Origin of the sequence: Hymenobacter psoromatis (assembly GCF_020012125.1) — a bacterium.
GTDB classification, from domain to species: Bacteria; Bacteroidota; Bacteroidia; order Cytophagales; family Hymenobacteraceae; genus Hymenobacter; species Hymenobacter psoromatis.
In genome coordinates, this window is the sequence record NZ_JAIFAG010000001.1 from 1523075 (window position 1) to 1542587 (window position 19513).

Sequence of the window (19513 nt, forward strand, 5' to 3'; positions counted from 1 at the left end):
CGCCTACCCCCCTTTTCGGCCATGCTTCCCTACCCCCTGCTGCTCCTCTATCGCAACTTCAAGCGGTTCAAAAGCACGTTTTTTATCAACCTGATTGGCCTCTCGACCGGCCTGGCCTGCGCGCTGCTCATCTACCTGTGGATAAGCGACGAGCGCAGCTTCGACCGCTACCACGCCCTGGACGGCCGGCTCTACCAGGTGCTGGAAAACCGCCGCACGGCCGCCGGCATCGAGACCCAAACCGGCACCGTGCCGCTGCTGGCTGAGGCCCTGCGGCGGGAAATGCCGGAGATTGAGTTGGTGGCCACCACCACGCCGGTCCCGTTTTTCCCGCCGTTCACACTGGCGGCGGGCGGCCGGCAGCTCACCGCCGTTCCCAAATACGCGGACCCGGCCTTCTTCCAGCTGTTTTCCTACCCCCTGCTGGTGGGCACCCCCGCCACAGTGCTGCGGGACAAGCACGCGATTGTGCTCTCCGAAGCCTTGGCTACCAAGTTCTTCGGGTCGCCGCAGCGCAGCCTGGGCAAGGCCGTGAAATGGCAACTGGCCGCCGATAGCACGCAGACCAGCCTGGTGGCCGGGGTGTTTGCCGGGGTACCCCGCAACTCGTCCGAGCAGTTTGACTTCGTGCTGCCCTTTGCCTCGTTCAGGGACCGGATGCAGATGAGCGAGACCATCAAGTGGGACGACGACGGCCCCTACAACACCTACCTAGCCTTGAAGGAAGGGGCCGACCCGGCGCAGTTTCAAGCCAAACTGGCGGGGTTGCTGAGGACCAAAAGTGCGCAGGCCCAGGCCCAGGCGCGCACGCTGTTCGTGCGGCCGTTCGCGGCGGGGTACCTGCACGGCACCTACGAAAACGGCGTCGCCACCGGGGGGCGCATTGCCTACGTGCGGCTGTTCGCCCTGATTGCCGGACTCATTCTGCTGATTGCCAGTATCAATTTCATGAACCTGTTCACCGCTAAGGCCTCGCGGCGGGTCAAGGAAGTGGGCATTCGCAAGGCCCTGGGAGCGAGCCGCGCCGCGCTGATAGGGCAGTACCTGACCGAATCAGTGGTGATGGCCCTGCTAGCCCTGGTGGTGGCCGTGGGGCTGGTACAGCTCGTGCTGCCGCAGTTCAGCGCGCTGACGGGCAAGCCGTTGGCCCTGCACTGGGAGTGGCCGCTGGTGGCAGCCGGCCTGGCCCTGGCGCTGGGCACGGGGCTGCTGGCGGGCAGCTACCCCGCGTTCTACCTGTCGGGGTTCCAGCCGGCGGCCGTGCTGAAAGGCAAGCTGCCGACCCGGGCCGGCGACGTGTGGACGCGGCAGGGCCTGGTGGTGCTGCAATTTACGCTCTCGGTGCTGTTCATCGTGGCCGTGGTGGTCGTCAACGCGCAGCTGGCGTTTGTGCAGCGCCAGCCGCTGGGCTACGATAAAGCCCACGTGCTCCGCTTTGAAACGGCGGGCAAGGCGGCGCGCCAGCAGGCGGCCTTTCTGAGCGAAGTGAAGAAATTGCCCGGCGTCGTGCAGGCGTCCAGCGTTTTGGGCGGCTTCCTGGGGGGGCGCCACATTGCGGAGATGAGCTGGCGGGGGAAGCGCCTGCCGGTAGCGACGATGCTGGTCAACTACGACCTGTTGGAAACGATGGGCATGCACCTGGTCGCCGGCCGCAGCTTTGCGCCGCAGTTCCGCGCCGACAGCGCTGGTATCATCGTCAACCAGACCCTGGTGGCCGGCCTGGGGATGCCGGACCCCGTGGGCCAACAACTCGACGGGAGCCGCATCGTGGGCGTGGTCCGCGACTTCCACTACGAGTCCCTGCACGAAAAAATCAAACCCCTTCTCCTGCGGCTCGACCCCCAGATTAACACGGTGCTAGTGAAGCTCCAGCCCAACGCGGAGCAGGGCGCGATTGCGCGGCTTCAGCAACTGTACGCCGCCTACAACCCCGGCTTTACGCTCGACTACACGTTTCTGGATGCCGACTATCAGGCCCAGTACGCGGCCGAGCGGCGGGTGGCGGTGCTCGCCCGCTACTTCGCCGGGCTGGCCATTCTCATTTCCGCCCTGGGCCTGCTGGGGCTGGCGGCCTTCACCGCCGAGCGGCGGCGCAAGGAAATCGGCATCCGCAAGGCCCTGGGCGCAAGCGAGCTGGGTATCGTCTGGTTGTTGACCAGCAGCCTGACCGGGCTGGTTGTCGTGGCCATCGCGCTGGCGCTGCCCCTGAGCTACTTGCTGCTGCAGCGGTGGTTGGAAGGCTTTGCCTACCGCGTGGCGTGGCAGTGGTGGTACTTCGCGGCAGCCGGCACGGGGGCCCTGCTTATCGCCTGGCTCACCGTAGGCGTGCAGGCCTGGCGAGCCGCCCGCCGCAATCCCGTGCTGAGCCTGCGGGCCGAGTGATAGAAGAATAGGATGGCCGCTCTGAACTACCAAAAGCTAGGCGACCAATCTCGGCGACTCTCGGGCGGAGCTGCTGCGAGGTGAGGCCTGGGAGGCGGCGCGGGAGTCGGTAGCCCGCGCCTTGGACCGTTCACTCGACCCGGCCGTGGAGCTGGCCCGGCTCCAAGCGCAGCTACGGGCCGCCTACACGGAAATGAGTTAAAATTTGCCTCACAATACCGCGTTCCAAGTGCTGAAGCAGGATGGGCAGCCCTACGTGCGGATGAGCCCACTGCCCGCTCAGGAAGAGCCGGCCAATTTGACGCACTTGCTCGAGCAACTGGCAAGGCAATTGTCCCACGTTGAACTGGCGGCGCTGCTGTTGGAAGTAGTACTTAAATCACTTACCTTAGTTCGCTGTCCGTTTTTACTGGACTACCCCAAACGTCACTCAGCGAATTGGCCTACCGATACTTTCTGTTCCTACCCCAGCGATGCGGGCGAGATGCTTGCCTGCGGTCTGCATGACGTGCTTCTAATTTCCAAAGCCCAACCCGTTTACCGGTTCAGAATCGTTTTATTCCGGTTCAGTTTCAGGTCTTGCAGCAGGCTGCTTTTGGCGGCGATGGTGAAATTATAGCCCCGGTAGGGCCCCACCGGTATCCAGAAGCCCGAAATCTGCCAGCAGTGCAGGTCGCGGGTGAAGTTGACATTGGGGTAGACGAACGTGTTTTGGGTAAAATTGTAGTTGAGCGTGGTGCTCAGGCGCAAGTTGGTGGTGAGCTTAACCGAGCCGCTGGCCGTAACGGAGCTGCCCGAGAGCAGCGGCAGCGAGCCATAGAGAATGGGCCGAATAGGGGCCGCCGCCGTGGTGTAGCTGGCCGTGTAGCTCATGGTGGCCTCCCACGGAATATTGAAGTCGATGTAGTCGGCGTAGATGGCCTGGGGTAGGGGCGAACCCAGCACGGGGTCGTTGCTGGGGGCCACGGTTCGCGGCACGTTGGCCTTGCTCTTAGGGCGGGCGGCGGGGTTAAACTGGTAGCCCAGGTTCAGGTTGGCGTTCAGCAGGCGGGCCAGGCGCAGCCGGCTCAGGTTGGCTTGGTCCTGAAACAGGTAGCGGCCGAGCAGCTGCCCGGTCGAGTCGCGCTGGTGAAAATCAAAGGCCGAGCTGAACACCACGTTGAGCTTTTTGGCCACCTGCACGCGGTAGTTCAGGTTGAGGGGCGAAAGGCGCTGGTAGGGTAGGGCCGCCGCGAAGTTGTAGGCCACGCTCAGGTCGATGCCATCGGCCAGGCTCACCTTCTTATACGGGTTGGTGCCGGTGGTGTCCTGGCTGTTGCGCACCTTCATCTCAATCTGGTTCTGCACGCTGAGCGAGAGCTGGCTCACGCGGGCGCTGGTGGGCGTGCCGTATACGAAGCCCTGGTAGCGCGAGAAGGTCCGCGGGTCCAGAATGCGGGTAGTATAAGCGTTCTGGAGGTTGTCGAACGCCAGTTGTCCCTTGGCATTATCACCGTTGCCAAAAGCGGTATATTGCGAGTTTTTGGCCAAATCGGGCGAAAACGAGTAGCTCAGGCTCGGCGTCACCTTGTGCCGGATGGCCTTCACGTAGTGGTTGCCCTTGAACTGCACCAGCCCGTAGAAGCTGGTAGTGCCCGACACGCTGCCCGAGTACGAGTACGCCCGCTCGAAGCTCGGCGAGATGGTGTCAATCCGAATGGCATTGGCCCGGTCCCGGAATGTATAGTTGAGCCGCTGGAAATACCACGTCTCGCCGTAGCTGACGGAGGGCGTTACCTGGATGTGGTGGCCCAGCAGCGCCGCCGAGGGTAGGGTTATCTGAAACTGGTGCTGGATGCCATTCTGAGCATTGCGCAGCAGTTGGCCGATGCTTTTGAGGCCCACCGGAATGGTGTAGCTCGTGCTGCTGCCGCCCAGCAGGGGCAGGTCGCCGGCCAGGGTGCGGGCCGGCACCAGGCTGCTGATACGGTTCTGGGCCACCAGGTTGTAGCTCACCGCAAACTGCTCGTACCAGGCCCCGTGCGGCTGAACACCCAGCCACTGGTACGGGTACTGCCGGGCCACGCCCACGTTGAGGGAGGGGAGGGTGAAATCCATCACGCCCGTCTGCACGTTTTGGCTCTGGGCCAGTTGGATGGAGTAGTTGATGGGCAACCGGCGCGAGGTCTTGCTGTAGCTCACCGTCGAGTTGAAGCTAGCCGAGAGCAGTTGCCGGGCATTGAGCGTGTTCACCTTATTATACGACGAGCTGCCCGCCTGCACGCTGGCCGAGAACGTGCCGCCGCCCGGCAGGGGGGTAGGCGAGTGGCTCCAGCTTATCCAGAAGGTATTAATGGAGTTGGCGTAGGGATACTCCGTATTCGCCACCGTAGTGCTGCTGAGAATAGGAGCCACCGGCTGGTTGGCGTAGGTGAAGCGAAAGCTACCCTGGTACTTGTAGCGCTTGCGGTACGTCAGCTCGGTAGAAAGGCCGTAGCCACCGATGCGGTCGGCATTGCCGGCGTAGATGTCGCCCGTGATGCGCACGCCGATGTAGTCGTTGGGGGCCCAGTAGTAGCCGCCATTCGTGAGCGAGTAGCCCCGCTGCGCGCCCTGCCCGAAGGTGGGGATAATGAAGCCCGACCCGCGCCCACTGTGGGGGGTAGGGAAGTAGCCAAACGGCAGCCCGATGGGTAGCGGCACGTCGGCAATGACCATGTGAAACGGCCCGGTAATTACCTTCTGGCCCGGCACCACCTTCATGCGCTTCGCCTGAATGTAGAAGTGCGGATGCGCCAGGTTGCAGGTGGTGTAGCGCCCGTTCAGGCCGTAGAAGTCGTTGTCGGGCAGCTTCTTCACCACTTCGGCGTGCACAAAACCCTCGCCCTGCTGGGTCACGACCTCCGCGATTTTGCCCTTCTTGGATTTGAAGTTGTAGTTAATCTTACCCGCCGAGTACGTCCCCTCCGCGTCCTTGAACAGCGGCTGGTCCATCATGCGGTTTTTCACCGTGTCGCGCCGGCCCACGGCCTGCACCGTGTTATCGCCGTAGTTGATGGTGATGAGGGCCGCCTTGAGGCTCATCGTCCCGTAATCCACACTCGCCTTGCTATAAAGCTTGGCTATTTTCTCGTCCACGTTAAACTGAATCGAGTCCTTGGCGGCGTACTTCACGGTCGTCTCGACTTGGCTGCGGCGCTTGAGCAGCACCACGTTGAGCGAGTCGCGCACGCGGCGGCTGGTGTCGGCCAGCAAGCCAGTGCTGTCGGGGGTAATGGCTGGGGCGGGCTTGCGCGACACACCCGGTAGGGCCGGCTGGCCGGGGTTGGCCACGCCGGGTGGGGGCGGGCTCTGGGGCGCGTTGCGGTCAAAGTTGAGGTCGCGCACCGGCTGGGTCGGGGCTGAGCCCGGCCGCTGGGGATTGCTGGGCGTGGCCCCGCTGGGCGGCCCGCTGGCCGGGAAAGTCTGCGTCGGGGTTTGAGCGCGGGCCGGAGCCAGGCAACCCAGCCCCAGCCACAGGCCCACCGCCGCCGCCAGCCCCCAGCGGCTGCGGCCGAAAAGACCCGCAAAAAATGTATAAAAGAAAAGCAAGTTAGCTAAAGCCACCGGGTGAATTACTTTTGAGGCTTACTACAAAGATAAGAGGCTGCCTACCCCAGCAAAGGTTGCCTGCGGCCAGTTTTTTCTCAACGACCAACGTGCGAATTATTGCGCTTTTTTTAGCCGTTAGCTGTCAGCTGCTAGCCGTTAGCTTGCCCGCGGTGCCTATGCGCAGAGGGCTATTGGCCGGAGAATTACAAACCGTGGAAGACAGCGTTAAGGACGACGAAAAAGTTGATAGCCAGCTGCTAACAGCTAACAGCCCTAGCAAAGGCTACCGCCTGCGCACGGTGGTGCTCGATGCCGGCCACGGCGGCAAAGACATTGGCTGCAACGGCCTTAATACCCACGAGGCCGATGTGGCGCTGGCCATCATCAAAGACCTGGGCCGGCGGATTGAGGCCGGCTCGCCGGGCGTAAGGGTGATTTACACCCGCAAAACCAACGTGTTTATCCCGCTGGATGAGCGCGCTGCCATCGCCAACCGCCACCACGCCGACCTCTTCATCTCGGTGCATTGCAACGCCGGCCCCCAGGGCTCGCACGGCACCGAGGTCTGGACGATGGGCCTGCACAAAACCACCGCCAACCTGGGCGTAGCCCAGCGCGAAAATTCGGTTATTCTGCAAGAAAAAGACTATAAAAGCCGCTACAACGGTTTTGACCCGCACTCACCGCAGTCGCATATCCTGTTCTCGCTTTTTCAGAGTGCCTACATCACCAACTCGCTGCGCCTGGCCCAGCGTATCGACCAGCAATTTCGCGGTAGCGTGGGGCGCAGCTCACGCGGGGTGAAGCAGGCCGGTTTCATTGTGCTCTGGAAATCTACCATGCCCTCGGTGCTGGTGGAGGCGGGCTTTTTGACCGACCACAGCGAGGAAAAGTACCTGCGCGACCAGGCCGGACAACAAGCCATCGCCGGCGGCATCTACCGGGCCTTTCGGGCGTATAAGCGCGACCTGGAGGGCGGGCCGGCCGAGTAGGCTATAGTTGGGCTTAGCGCCCGCCCCAACATCCATACCTGATTTGCCGTTAAGGGCAATAGACCGGGCCCTAATGCAACTAAACCGGGTGGCCCGCGCATCCAGTAACTGGCTTACTTCAGCTTAAATATACTTTCCTGTGTCTAAAGAAATAAAAGTGGGCCTGTTGGCCGTAGTGGCGTTGGTAGCCCTGGCCGTCGGGTTCAGCTTTCTGCGGGGTAGCAACCTATTATCCAGCGACCGCACCTACTACGCCATTTATCCCAACGTGGACGGCCTCAACGTGGGAGCCCCGGTTATTCTCAACGGCATCAAGGTAGGGCAGGTGAAGAACCTGGAGCTGCAACCCACCCACGACAATACCGTGCGCGCCGCGCTGGAGCTGGAAAAGGGCCTGCAACTCGGCGACTCGACCGTGGCCTCGCTGGGCGGTTCGCTGCTGGGCTCTAAAACCATTAACCTGACGTTGGGCCGCGACAGCAAGAAGTTCAGTGGCGGCGAAGATTTGCAAACGACTTCTTCGGCGGGTATCGCCGGCATCGCGGCGGCTTTGCAGGCCCGCGCCCTACCCCTGATTTCCAGCCTGGACTCTACGTTGCAACACGTGAACGGTATTATTAATAAGGATGCCGAAACCAACATTCGGGGAACGCTGGTCGGCGCGCGCGCGAGCACGGTAGCCTTGCAGCAGCTCATTGTGGCCAACCAGGCTAATATCAACGAGATAACCCGCAATTTTGCCCAGATGAGCAAGGCGCTGAATAAGACCACTGGTAAGCTCGACCGCATCGTTAGCAATTTTGGACAGCTTTCCGACTCGCTCAGGAGCGCGCCCGTAGGCCCGGCCCTGCGTAACCTGAACTCGACGCTGGTAGAAGCCCAAACCTCGCTGAAGGGCGTGAGCGCGGCGCTGACCGATAAAAAGGGGTCGCTAGGCAAGCTTATTAACGATTCGACGCTCTATCGCAATCTGAACGCCACGGCCGCCAGCTCCAATGAGCTGATTCAGGACCTGCAAGCCAACCCTAAGCGCTACGTGCATTTCTCGGTGTTCGGGGGCGGCGGTAAGGACAAAGTCAAGAAGGAAACCACCAAGAGTCCCGATGGCACGGTGAAGACCGAAACTAAGCAGGTGACGACTCCCCCGGCCGTTACCAACTAGGCCCGGCGAGTGCCCGTCGTATCTTTGAAACCCGCCCGCCAGGGCGGGTTTTTTCTTGTTCCCTACCCCTCCCACCCAGCCTGTTGGTTATGAATATTGAGTTTAATCGCAACGAAGACCATCTAAAGCAGCTCACCTTTCAGCTTCGCAAAAAACTCGAAAAAGTAGCTCTCGGCGGCGGCGAAAAGCGCTTGGCCGCGCACCGCGCCAAGGGCAAGCTCACTGCCCGCGAGCGCATCGCCTACCTGCTGGACAAGGGCGCGGCCCAGGTCGAAATCGGGGCCCTGGCCGGCGAGGGCATGTACGAGGAAGAAGGCGGCTGCCCAGGGGGCGGCGTAGTTGTCGTAATGGGCTATGTGCAGGGCCGCCAATGCGTGGTAGTGGCTAACGATGCCACCGTGAAGGCCGGCGCGTGGTTTCCCATCACGGCCAAAAAGAACCTGCGCGCCCAGGAAATCAGCATGGAAAACCGGCTGCCGATTATCTACCTGGTGGATTCGGCGGGCGTGTACCTGCCCATGCAGGACGAGATTTTCCCGGATAAAGAGCACTTCGGCCGAATCTTCCGCAACAACGCGGTGATGTCGAGCATGGGCATCGTGCAGATTTCGGCCATTATGGGCCCCTGCGTGGCGGGTGGGGCCTACCTGCCCATCATGAGCGACGAGGCGATGATAGTGAGCGGCACCGGCTCGGTGTTTTTGGCCGGCTCATACCTGGTAAAATCCGCCATCGGCGAAACCATTGATAATGAAGCGCTGGGTGGCGCGGCCATGCACTCCGAAGTATCGGGCGTGACGGACTATAAGTTCGACACCGACGAGGAGGCGCTCGACCACATCCGCAACATCTTCGATAAGCTGGGCGCTACCCCCACCGCCGGCTTCAACCGCGCCGCGCCTACCCCCCCCGCGCTGCCCGAAGCCGCGCTGTACGGCCAACTGCCCAGCGACCGCGCCAAGCCCTACGACATGATGGAAATCATTAACCGGCTGGTCGATAACTCGGAGTTTGAGCCCTACAAGGACCTTTACGGCCAGACGCTCATCTGCGGGTTGGCGCGCATCGAGGGCTGGGCGGTGGGCATCGTGGCCAACCAGCGCAAAATCGTGAAGAGCAAGAAAACCGGGATGCAGATGGGCGGCGTCATCTACTCCGACTCGGCCGACAAGGCGGCTCGCTTCATTATGAACTGCAACCAGAAGCGCATCCCGCTGGTGTTTCTGCACGACGTGTCGGGCTTCATGGTGGGCTCGGCCAGCGAGCAGGGCGGCATCATCAAAGACGGCGCGAAGATGGTCAACGCAATGGCCAACAGCGTAGTACCGAAGTTCACGGTCATCATCGGCAACAGCTACGGCGCGGGCAACTACGCCATGTGCGGCAAAGCCTACGACCCGCGCCTCATCGTGGCCTGGCCCAGCGCCCAGCTCGCCGTAATGAGCGGCGCGGCGGCGGCCAACACGCTGCTGCAAATCCAGGTGGCTTCGCTGAAATCGAAGGGTAAGGAAATTACCCCCGAAGCCGAAAAGGAACTGCTGGATACCATCAAAGCCCGCTACGAGGAGCAATTATCGCCTTATTATGCCGCAGCGCGGTTGTGGGTCGATGCCGTGATTGACCCGGCGGAAACGCGCCGGGTGCTTTCGGAGGGGATAAGCGCAGCGAATCATGCGCCGATTGAGCGGGCGTATAATGTGGGGGTTATTCAGGTGTGATAATAATTCTGCTGGAATACAACAGGATAAATCATTCTTTACCCACTCAAATCATTTTTCCCATTTCAAGCATGAAAATGAAATTACTGTTGACCATCTTATTTGCTCTTAGCTACACTATTACTGTCCTTGCTCAATCATCTCGAACTGATATGATGATTGTTGGGTCTGACCATTTTAGTCAGACTTACAAAAAGGGCAACCCAAATACGGACGTGCTAACACCCACAGGGCAACAAGGAATGGCCCGCTTTACGGCATCATTGGCCCGATACAAGCCGGATATGTTGGTAGTAGAAAGCTTACCTGAAAAGCAAGCCGAGATAGATAGTCTCTACCTGCTGTACGTGCAAGACAAGCTAAATCTGATGACGTTGCCCGACAGCCGGAGCGAAATATACCAACTCGCTTTCCGGTTGGGTAAACAGCTACAGCTGCCCAGGATATACTGTGTTAATGCTCCCGGAGGCACCTCGCAAAGTATTCTGAAGAAGGGTGATAATATTGAACTGTACCAGAATGCCACTACCGAACTGCGCAAAGTAGTAGCCGAAATATCAACTGCGCTACAAAATGGCACCCTGTCACTATATGATTATCTGGTAACCATTAATCAGCCAAAGATATACAATATTGTCTACCAGTTGCGATATATAACTCCTGCTCGTGTTATCAACGGGAAGTTCGTAAATCCTGATAACATGGTGGATACCGTTTTTGTGAATCCAAAATACATTGGCGCAGAATTAATATCCGTTTTTAAAAATCGAGATTATAAAATTTATTCCAATATCGTAGTTCGAGCTATGCAAGTAAAGCCCAAGCGTATTATGGCATTATTTGGGGCCGCCCACATTGGTTCTCTGAACAATATTTTCACTGACGACCCAGATTATCAAGTAGTACAGGCTAGCAAGTATTTGAAAAAATGAGAAATATTTCAACCCTACATTATCAGTAATTATTATGGATTTACTGCCTAATATTCACCCTGGTGAAGTCCTCCAAGAGAAGTTCTTAGATGAACTTAAGTTAACTGCTTATCGCTTGGCACAAGACGTAGGTATTCCCCAAACCCGCCTATCGGAAATCCTGAAACGCAAGCGTCGCATCACCGCCGACACGGCACTGCGTCTCGGCCGCTACTTCGGCAATTCACCTAAGTTCTGGCTAGGGTTGCAAAATGATTATGATTTGGAAGAAGAACAGCGTAATTATACTCTTGAGCTAGAGCGTATTCAGGTGTTCATTCCCAGAATCGCCTAGGTCTTTCAGCTAAACGTTCAGACGGCAAGCTAAAGCTTATTCTACTTCCGCGTTTCCAGAAACGCGATAACGTCCGCCAGTTCCTTCTCCGAAATTACGCCGCCGTAGGCGGGCATGTTGCCGCCGCCGTTTACGATGCGGATGCGCAGTTCATCGGTTTTGAGGCGGCGGCCCACTTCCGTTAGCTCGGGGCCGCGGTGGCCGCCGTGGCCGTCCACGAGGTGACAGTAGATGCAGCCTTTGTTGTAAAACAGGCCCGCGCCCGCCACTATTTGCGGATTATGCGAGTTGATGAGCTTGGTGGTCAAGGGCTTGGCATCAAACTTAGGTGACCAGGGCGCTTGCTCGCCCAGCACGAGTAGGGCAAACACCAGCGTCACCACCGTGCCCGCGCCGAACACCGCCCAGGGCCGCCGCAGGGGGCTGCGCTCGCCAGCATTGGAAATAAAGGGTAGGGCCAGTAGCGCCAGCACCGTGAGCAGCGGCGCGATAATGATGAGGTAGGACTCGATGGCCGGCGGCATCAGAGCGTAGAGTGCGAAGATGGGCAGCATGTACCAGTCGGGGGCCGGGTTGGTATAGATGGTGGCCGGGGAGGGCGGCTGCGTTAACTCGGGCGGGCCAAACACGAGGGCCAGCGTGAAAATGCCCATGATAACGGCCACGCTGAAGGCCACGTCGCGCCAGGCGGCGTAGGGCCAGAACGGTACGCCCACCTTGTTGAGCATGTCCTGATACCACTTGCGGTAGGTTTTGGGGTCCACGAGCTGGCCCGCTTTAGCGGGCTCCGACACGCCGTTGCGAAACACCAGGTACAGGTGGAAGCCCACCAGCCCGAACAACAGGGCCGGAAACAGCAGCGTGTGATAGGAGTAAAACCGGCTCAGCGACTGCCCGCCGATAGTGTCGCCGCCCAGCAGCAGCCGGGCCACGTAGGTGCCGATAATTGGCACCCTACCTGCCTGTTCGGCCGCTACTACCGCCGACCACACGCCGTTGGAATCCCAGCGCAGCAGCTGCCCAGTAAAGCCCATTGCCAAAGTCAGGAAGAGCAGGAAAACCCCACTTATCCAGCTCATTTCGCGCGGAAACTTATACGAGGCCGTGATGTAAACCCGCAGCATGTGGATGCCCACCAGCACTATCATGCCCGACGCCCCGAAGTAGTGAACGCCCCGCAGCAAGCGCCCAAAAACTGCCTGGTGGGTAATGAATTCCAGCGACTTATAGGCCGCCGCCGACGTTGGCTGGTACAGCAGCGTGAGGGCTACCCCCGTCACCACCTGCAAGATGAGGCAAAACAGCGTGGCGCTGCCAAACACGTAGCTCCACTTGGCCCCCGGCGGCACCAGGTGCTTGGCCAGCGGCATCAGCGTATCGGAGATGCCCAGCCGGTCGTCGAGCCAGGCCCCGGCTTTTTGTAAAAAACTCATAAACTGCGGGATAGGCTAGGAATATAGGAGTAGGGATTTAGGGAAAAAGTGCTGGAATGTTGTGCTGATAAAGCCGTTGGAACAGGCTGCCGGCTTTTCGCCGGCTGTCTGCTCGTCGTTCGCGGCATCTGTTCTTTCAGAGAGCGGACAGCCGGCAAAAAGCCGGCAGCCCGCCCCACGCCCCAACCATAAAGCTGCAACAGACCACTCAGCTCGTCATATTCGTAATCGGAATCGGCGCGGTCAATAGCTCCACGTCGTTATTGCCTGCCACCCGGATGTGGTACTGCGTGAGGCCTTGGGGCGGCGGCCCAGCGGCCACGGTGCCGTCTTTGTAATAAATGCCGCCGTGGCAGGGGCACATAAACAGGCCCGCGCCCTGCTCCCAGCGCACGGGGCAGCCCAAGTGCGCGCAATTGACTGAAAAGGCGATAAACTCCTTCTCCGACTCGCGCCGCAGCCAAGCCGCCGACTCGCTCGTCAGGCCCGACCAGGCTTTGGAATCGGCATTCTCAAACTTGACCAGGTGCGTGGAGCCCACCGCAAAATCGGTCAAGGTGCCCACTTTGCGCCAGGTTTGGGGGTCGGGTTCCAGTAGCGGGGCCAGCACGGCGCTTACTACGGGCACGCCGATGGCCAGCGCCGCCACGCCGCCCAGCCCAAAGGTGAGCTTGACCAGAAAATCGCGGCGCGGCTCGCCCTCGCGCTCGGCCCTGGCATCTGCGTCCACGTTAGGGTTGCCGGCCTGCTCCGTGAGCGAGGGAGAGGGGGTAGGGGTGGGGGGGGTAGGAAATTTTTCCTCACTCATGGCGCAACAGGTTAATCCAGCCCGCGAGGGCAATAATAAAGATGATGACGCCCGCCACCAGGATAATCCAGGTCGTGAGCAGGCCCCAGAACATGAACGTGAGCCCCAGCGCCAGCACGAACGGCCAGTAGGTGGGCGCGGGTAGCTTCTCGGGCTGCGCCTTGGCCCAGTCAAGGGGCTGCGGTTCGGCGCGGGGATTGGGGGTAGGCATGGGTTCTACTTATTGGTTACCAAGAATCGGTTGTCATTGCGAGCGTAGCGCGGCAATCGCACCAGAACGATTAACAAACGACCGGCGCGGGTATCGTTCCGGTGCGATTGCCGCGCTGCGCTCGCAATGACAACTGGTTTTACGTAATCATCAATGGCTCATTTGGGGTAATTCCGCCCGTTCAGCAATCGTTTCTCCAACCGACTCCGGCTCGCTGAAATACCGGGCTACTAATACCAGGCAGCCGGTGAGATAGATGAAGCAGCACGGCACCCACATGATGAGGCCGGCCGCTTGTTGGTCGTCGGCCAGGGTGAGGCCCAGGGGGTTGGCGGCGAAATCGGGAGCCAGACCAGGCGTGCCGCACCAGGCGGCGCGGGCGTAGTGCTGATAAGTATCGGCCGGGGCGAAGGTGATGAGCAATCCCAGCAGCGAGCAGCCCACGCAGGCCGAAAACAAGTACACTACCCCCGCCATTGGGTGCAACCGGTACGCCGGCACCGGCCCGAATATTGGCCAGCTGAAGAGCACGCCCGTCAGCAGCATCCCGCCCGCGTGCAGCAGCGGCCAGGGGCTGAATGCCTGGTGCATTCCGTCGAATGACGCATCAAATACGGCCGGCACGTGCAGCAGCCACATGATGCCTACCCCCGCCGCCCAGGCCAGCCCCACGTGCCCACCTAGCCAGCGCGAAAAAGCGCTCAGCCACCGGGCGGCCTTCGGCGCGGGCCGGGGGGGTAGGCCCAGCACCAGCAGCGGCCCGCTCAGCAGCAGCACCACGATGTGCACCACCATGTGGGCACTGAACAGCGCGTGCATCCCCAGATAGTGCAGCGGCGAGAGTTCGACCAGCAGAAACAGCGCTAGCCCGCCCGCGTAATAGCCCACCCGCGGCTGCCAGCGCCCGCCCGCCAGCCAATAATAGCCCGCCGCCAGCCCCGCCGCCAACAGCAGCGCCGCCGGGTTCAGGTCCCATTGCAGCCAGAGGGAAGAAGAATTCATAGTGGTAAGAATTTATAATTAGCGGCTAATCGTTCAATGATACCTCATCATCAAAACCTGCTAAAATGCGGCAGCACGTACACGACTGTGAACACTACCGCCCACACGATGTCCACGAAGTGCCAGTAAATGCCGATGGCTTGGAAAATGGACGAGCCCGGCCGGTCGTAGTCGCCCGCGAAGGCCAGGCCCGCGAGGATGCTCAGAATGATGAGCCCTATCAGCACGTGCAGACCGTGGAAGCCGGTGAGGGTGAAGAAGCTGGTACCGAAGGTGTTGCTGGCCAAATCGATGTGGCGGCCGAAGAGCCCGTGAAACTCCCAGGCCTGGCCCAGTAAAAACACCGTGCCCAGGGCGATGGTCGCCAGCAGCCAGAATTTGAGCGCGCCGGTAGCGCCGCGCCGGGCGCTGGCCTCCACCCGCCAATAGGTGAAGCTGCTGCTGAACAGCACGAGCGTGAACGCGCCGGTACGGCCCAAGTCCAGCGCGGCCAGCTGCTGCTGCCGGAAGCCCGGCGCAAGCGAGAAGAACACGAAGGCCACAAGCAGGGCCATAAAAAACAGCGATTCGGTGAAGACGACCAGCCGCATCAGCAGCCGGGTGTCGAGGGCACTATTTGCCATATATTCCTTTCCTTTTACCAACCTCCTTGTGGTCGGCATCGTGGGGCATTTTGAAGTCGCGGAACGGCCGGACGCTGGCCACCGGAATCACGCGGTCGAAATTTTGCAGCGGCGGCGGCGAGGTCGTGGTCCACTCCAGGGTGTAGGCATCCCAGGGGTCGGCCCCGGCGCGGGGGCCGCTGCGCAGCGCCTGCACGATGATATAAACCAGCAACAGCATAGCCGCGCCCATCAGAAAACCACCGATGCTGGACAGCAGATTGAGCGTGCCCCAGCCCGGCAGGTCGGGGTAGGTATACACGCGGCGCGGCATTCCGAGGGTGCCCAGCACGTGCTGAATCATAAAAGTGACGTTGAAGCCGACGACGAACAGCCAGAAAAACCAGTTGCTCAGCCGCTCGTTCAGCATCCGGCCGCTCATCTTCGGAAACCAGTAGAACAAGCCCGCTAGCAGCCCGAACAGCGTGCCGCCGATGAGCACGTAGTGCAGGTGCGCCACCACGAAGTAGGTATCGGTCAGCTGCAAGTCAATGGGCACGATGGCAAAGGCAATACCGCTGAGCCCCCCAATGGTAAACTCCACCAAAAAGGAAGTCGCAAACATCATGGAAGTCGTGAAGCGGATGGAGCCGCCGCGCATCGTGGCCAGCCAGTTGAAGACCTTCACGCCCGTCGGCACGCCAATCAGCATACTGCTGGCCGCAAAGAAGTTATTGGCCGTGTTGCCCAGCCCCACCGCAAACATGTGGTGCACCCACACCCCAAAAGCCAGCAGCCCAATGGCAATGCCCGAGCCCACGATGAAGACGTAGCCAAACACCGGCTTGCGCGAATACACCGAAAAAACCTCCGACAGAATGCCAAACGAAGGCAGAATTACGATGTAAACCTCCGGGTGCCCAAACAGCCAGAACAAATGCTGCCAGAGCAGCGCCGAGCCACCGTCGTGCACCTCAAAAAAGTGGGCGTGCAGCCGGCGGTCGAGCAGCAGCATGGCCAGCGCCGCGTTCAGGGACGGGAAGGCGGCTATCACTAGGCAGGCCGTCACGAGCATCATCCACACGAACACCGGCATATTGTGCAGGGCCATGCCCGCCGTGCGGTACCGTAAGATGGTTACTATCAAATTAATAGAAGCCGAAACCGTGCCGATGCCGCCCAGCAGCAGCCCCGCGCAATAGTAGTCGATGCCCGGCTGCGAGGAGTAGTTATAGCCGTTGAGCGGCGCGTAGTTGAACCAGCCCGCGTTGGGCGCGCCGCCCGCCAGGAAGCTGAAATACATCAGCAGGCCGCCAAAGATGGTGAGCCACAAGCTCAGCGCATTCAGGCGCGGAAAGGCCATATCATTGGCCCCAATCATCAGGGGCACGAGGTAGGTCGCGAAGCCGAAAATGGCCGGCATGGCCACGAAGAATATCATCGTGGTGCCGTGCATCGTGAACAGCTCGTTGTACATCTCCGGCCCCAGAAACGTGTTGCGCGGCACCGCCAGCTGAATGCGGATGAGCAGAATCTCGGCCCCGCCCACCAGCATAAACGCCAGCGCGGTCCACAAGTACATAATACCCAGCTGCTTGTGGTCCACGGACGAAATCCACTGGAGTAGCCCCTGGTCAGTATCCAGGCTGAGGCCGGGTAGGGCCTCAACGGGTTCGGGCACGAGAACGGGAGGCGGAGACATTTTTATAATATGCTGATGTGCGGATTGGTTGATACGCTTTTCAACGTCTGTCCTTGCGAGCGCAGCGCGGCAATCGCACCGGAACGATGGACGAACGAGCGGCGTGGGCGTCGTGCCAGTGCGATTGCCGCGCTTTGCTCGCAAGGACAACTGCCAAGCAACTTTCTGCTAATCATTTAAGCCCTGCTAAATAAGCCGTTAAAGCCCTAATCGTATCCGGCGCGAATATGAACCGCGGCATGTGCGCTCCCGGTTTCAGTGCCTGCGGGTTGCGGAGCCAGTTGGCCAGGTTGGATTCGTTGTTAGGGAGCAGGCCAGCCAGCATGGTTTCGCGGCTGCCGAAGTGCGTGAGGTCGGGCCCCTGCTGGCCGTGGGCGGCGGTACCCCGAATCTGATGGCAGCTGCTGCACGCGGCCCGCGCGAAGACTTGCGCGCCGGCCTGCGCCAGCCGGTCAGTGGGCTCGGCGGCGGGCTGGGCAGCGGCGGCCAGCCAGCGCTCATAGTCGGCCGGAGTATGGGCAACTACCCGGATGCGCATCCAAGCGTGCTGCTGCCCACAGAATTCGTTGCAGGCCCCTTCGTACACGCCGGGCTCCTTGATGGTGGCCCACACGTGGTTGTGCAGGCCGGGAATAACGTCCATCTTGTCACCAAACGAGGGTACCCACCAGTCGTGAATCACGTCGGCCGAAGTGCCCTCGATGAGCAGGTGCCGGCCGATGGGCAGGTGAATCTCATTGGCAGTTTGTACATCGGTGCCGGGGTAGCTGGCCTGCCACCACCACTGGTGCCCGGTGATGCGCACGGCCGGCACGCTATCGCCGGCCGGTGGCAGCACGGCCTTGGTCGTGTTGAAGCTGAGAAAGAAAAAAGCCAGGACCATGAGCGCCGGAATGCCCACTAGCACCGATTCGAGCTTGAGGTTGCTGGAGGTTTGCAGCGGCTCGGCATGGTCGTCGTGGTCGCGGTGACGGTACTTCAACGAGAAATATGTGGTAGCACCTATCACCGTCAACAGCACCACCGACGCGGCGATAATGAAATATAAGTCGAGCGTGTGGAGCCGTTCGGCTTCGACCGTGGCAGTGGAAAAGATGGAACCCATAGCGTGAGAAGAGCGCGAAAACTAGGAGCCAGCAACCTGGCGGGTTGCTAGCTACCTACCAAGTTAAAGCAGCCAAACCGAAAAGTGTTAGATGAAGCCCTTGTGAATTAGGCTTTTAGACCGAAAGAAAAGCAACCCGCCACCGAATTTCCGGGTATGAAACCAGGTAGACCAGTTGGCCGACCATTTTTTACTACTTGCTCCTACTTCTTTCCCGCCATGTTCAACGCCGTTGATTATCCCGACCAAAATTTAGTAAGCTTTACCATTGCCGGCAAGCTCACCAAAGCAGACTACGCCAGCGTGGTACCCATTCTGAACGCGAAAGTGCAGCGCTTCGGAAAAGTTAATGTGTACTTGGAAGTCGCTAGCCTCGACGCGGTAACGCTACCCGCGCTTTGGGAGGAAGTTAAGCTGGATGCGCAGCACTTCAACGACTTCAACCGCGCCGCCGTGGTTAGCGACGATAGTACCTTGCTCAAAGCTGCCGCCTCCGTTATGAATACCATCACCCCAGCCGAGGTCAAGCACTTCACTACCGACCAGAAAGCCGAAGCCCTGCGCTGGGCCCTGGGAGCCGACCCAACTAAGCTGACAACCAAGCAGGTGTACCAATCAGCTTAATGCAGCTGCCGCAGGGTGCGGGGTTTGCGTCCGCCCGGCATTAAACGGACCCGTTACGAGTCGTTTAGCGCCGGGCGGACGCAAACCCCGCATCTTATTTGCAGCCTACAAGTGGTCGAGCCGGCCGCCGTCTACCCGCACCATCGTGCCCTGCACAAACTCCGACTCGTCAGAAGCCAGGTAAGCGATGAGAGCGGCCACATTTTCGGGCTTACCCACATCGCTGGGGTTAATTTTTTCTACCCCCGACTTCACGTTGGGGTTATTCCAGAGCATGGGCGTATCAATTGCGCCCGGAAGTACTGCGTTGATGCGCAGGCCTTTAGGCTTGCCTTCAATAGCAGCCGAGCGCGTCAGCGATACCACGGCGGCCTTGGCAGCGGCGTAGGGCGTCACGAGGGCTTCGGTTTCGATGGCGTGAATGCTGGCTACGTTCACAACCGTGCCACCAGGCTTCATATTCAGGAAAGCCTGCTTGATGAAGTAGAACGCGCCCAGTAAATCCACATTTAGCGTGGCCATCCAGTCATCAGCAGTCAACTCTTCTAGGGCCTTGAAGCGCATTAGCCCTGCGTTATTGACGATGGAGTCGAGCCGCCCGAACTTGTCGAGCGTGGCCTTTACGGTGGCAATTACCTGGTCTTCCTTAGCCACGTTGCAGATGCTGAGCAGCACTTCGGGCGCGCCGGCTTTCTGCACTTCGGGCAGGGCCTGGTCGAGGTTATCCTGGCTGATATCGGCCAGCACGATGCGCGCGCCCTCCGAAGCCAGGCGCTGGGCCGTAGCCAACCCGATACCGCCGGCCCCGCCGGTGATGATAACAACTTTATCCTTGAATCTCATGGTGATAAGCGAAAAGTAGGGTTTAGGTAGTTTGGTGGGATAGGGGTTGAGCTTTCAGAATCCGGCTTCCAGCCGTGGTCGATGCTAACTGAT

At 60.0% G+C, this 19513-nt stretch carries 16 protein-coding genes; 7 read left to right on the plus strand and 9 right to left on the minus strand.

Annotated elements, in window-relative coordinates; all coding sequences use genetic code 11:
- Positions 1-21: 21 nt before the first annotated feature.
- On the plus strand, positions 22-2382 hold the full coding sequence (locus tag LC531_RS06570) for an FtsX-like permease family protein (RefSeq protein ID WP_223649516.1): 2361 nt from the start codon (positions 22-24) through the stop codon (positions 2380-2382).
- Positions 2383-2919: 537 nt separating this feature from the next.
- On the opposite strand, the gene LC531_RS06575 is transcribed toward LC531_RS06570, so the two are convergent.
- Positions 2920-5952: a putative LPS assembly protein LptD gene (locus LC531_RS06575; protein ID WP_223649517.1), complete on the minus strand. Its 3033-nt coding sequence runs from the start codon at positions 5950-5952 to the stop codon at positions 2920-2922.
- A 176-nt stretch (positions 5953-6128) separates the two neighbouring features.
- On the opposite strand from LC531_RS06575, the gene LC531_RS06580 reads away from it, so the two are divergent.
- The 5 genes from LC531_RS06580 to LC531_RS06600 all read left to right on the plus strand — a co-directional run bounded on the left by LC531_RS06580 (position 6129) and on the right by LC531_RS06600 (position 11090).
- Positions 6129-6944 carry an N-acetylmuramoyl-L-alanine amidase family protein gene (locus tag LC531_RS06580; protein ID WP_223649518.1) on the plus strand — a complete coding sequence of 272 codons (816 nt, stop codon included), beginning with the start codon at positions 6129-6131 and terminating at the stop codon, positions 6942-6944.
- A 139-nt stretch (positions 6945-7083) separates the two neighbouring features.
- Positions 7084-8106: an MlaD family protein gene (locus LC531_RS06585; RefSeq protein WP_223649519.1), complete on the plus strand. Its 1023-nt coding sequence runs from the start codon at positions 7084-7086 to the stop codon at positions 8104-8106.
- Between the two features lie 89 nt (positions 8107-8195).
- Positions 8196-9824, plus strand: a complete 1629-nt coding sequence (locus LC531_RS06590) for an acyl-CoA carboxylase subunit beta (RefSeq protein WP_223649520.1) — start codon at positions 8196-8198, stop codon at positions 9822-9824.
- Positions 9825-9895: 71 nt separating this feature from the next.
- On the plus strand, positions 9896-10756 hold the full coding sequence (locus LC531_RS06595; protein WP_223649521.1) for a DUF5694 domain-containing protein: 861 nt from the start codon (positions 9896-9898) through the stop codon (positions 10754-10756).
- 34 nt (positions 10757-10790) lie between these two features.
- Entirely contained in the window at positions 10791-11090 is a 300-nt protein-coding gene (locus LC531_RS06600; protein WP_223649522.1) for a HigA family addiction module antitoxin, read from the plus strand.
- Positions 11091-11131: 41 nt separating this feature from the next.
- On the opposite strand, the gene LC531_RS06605 is transcribed toward LC531_RS06600, so the two are convergent.
- The 7 genes from LC531_RS06605 to coxB all read right to left on the minus strand — a co-directional run bounded on the left by LC531_RS06605 (position 11132) and on the right by coxB (position 17953).
- Positions 11132-12523, minus strand: coding sequence for a cytochrome b N-terminal domain-containing protein (locus LC531_RS06605; RefSeq protein ID WP_223649523.1), 1392 nt, complete (start codon positions 12521-12523; stop codon positions 11132-11134).
- Between the two features lie 208 nt (positions 12524-12731).
- Positions 12732-13331 (minus strand): QcrA and Rieske domain-containing protein, encoded by a 600-nt coding sequence (locus LC531_RS06610; RefSeq protein WP_223649524.1) that lies wholly within the window; start codon positions 13329-13331, stop codon positions 12732-12734.
- A complete protein-coding gene (locus LC531_RS06615) occupies positions 13324-13542 on the minus strand; it encodes a cytochrome c oxidase subunit 4 (RefSeq protein ID WP_223649525.1) in 219 nt (72 codons plus the stop codon). The genes LC531_RS06610 and LC531_RS06615 overlap by 8 nt, the downstream gene beginning before the upstream one ends.
- A gap of 150 nt (positions 13543-13692) precedes the next feature.
- The gene (locus LC531_RS06620) at positions 13693-14544 is read right to left on the minus strand and encodes a cytochrome c oxidase assembly protein (RefSeq protein ID WP_223649526.1); all 852 of its coding nucleotides are present in this window, start codon (positions 14542-14544) and stop codon (positions 13693-13695) included.
- A gap of 50 nt (positions 14545-14594) precedes the next feature.
- Complete coding sequence (locus tag LC531_RS06625) at positions 14595-15167, minus strand: cytochrome c oxidase subunit 3 (protein WP_223649527.1); 573 nt, start codon at positions 15165-15167, stop codon at positions 14595-14597.
- Entirely contained in the window at positions 15157-16827 is a 1671-nt protein-coding gene (gene ctaD / locus LC531_RS06630) for a cytochrome c oxidase subunit I (RefSeq protein WP_223649528.1), read from the minus strand. Before ctaD ends, LC531_RS06625 begins: the two co-directional genes overlap by 11 nt.
- 193 nt (positions 16828-17020) lie before the next feature.
- Positions 17021-17953 carry a cytochrome c oxidase subunit II gene (gene coxB, locus LC531_RS06635; RefSeq protein ID WP_223649529.1) on the minus strand — a complete coding sequence of 311 codons (933 nt, stop codon included), beginning with the start codon at positions 17951-17953 and terminating at the stop codon, positions 17021-17023.
- Positions 17954-18172: 219 nt separating this feature from the next.
- Here coxB and LC531_RS06640 point away from each other — a divergent pair, with 219 nt between their 5' ends.
- Positions 18173-18577 (plus strand): SpoIIAA family protein, encoded by a 405-nt coding sequence (locus LC531_RS06640; protein ID WP_223649530.1) that lies wholly within the window; start codon positions 18173-18175, stop codon positions 18575-18577.
- 105 nt (positions 18578-18682) lie between these two features.
- On the opposite strand, the gene LC531_RS06645 is transcribed toward LC531_RS06640, so the two are convergent.
- On the minus strand, positions 18683-19420 hold the full coding sequence (locus tag LC531_RS06645; protein ID WP_223649531.1) for an SDR family NAD(P)-dependent oxidoreductase: 738 nt from the start codon (positions 19418-19420) through the stop codon (positions 18683-18685).
- Positions 19421-19513 lie beyond the last annotated feature (93 nt).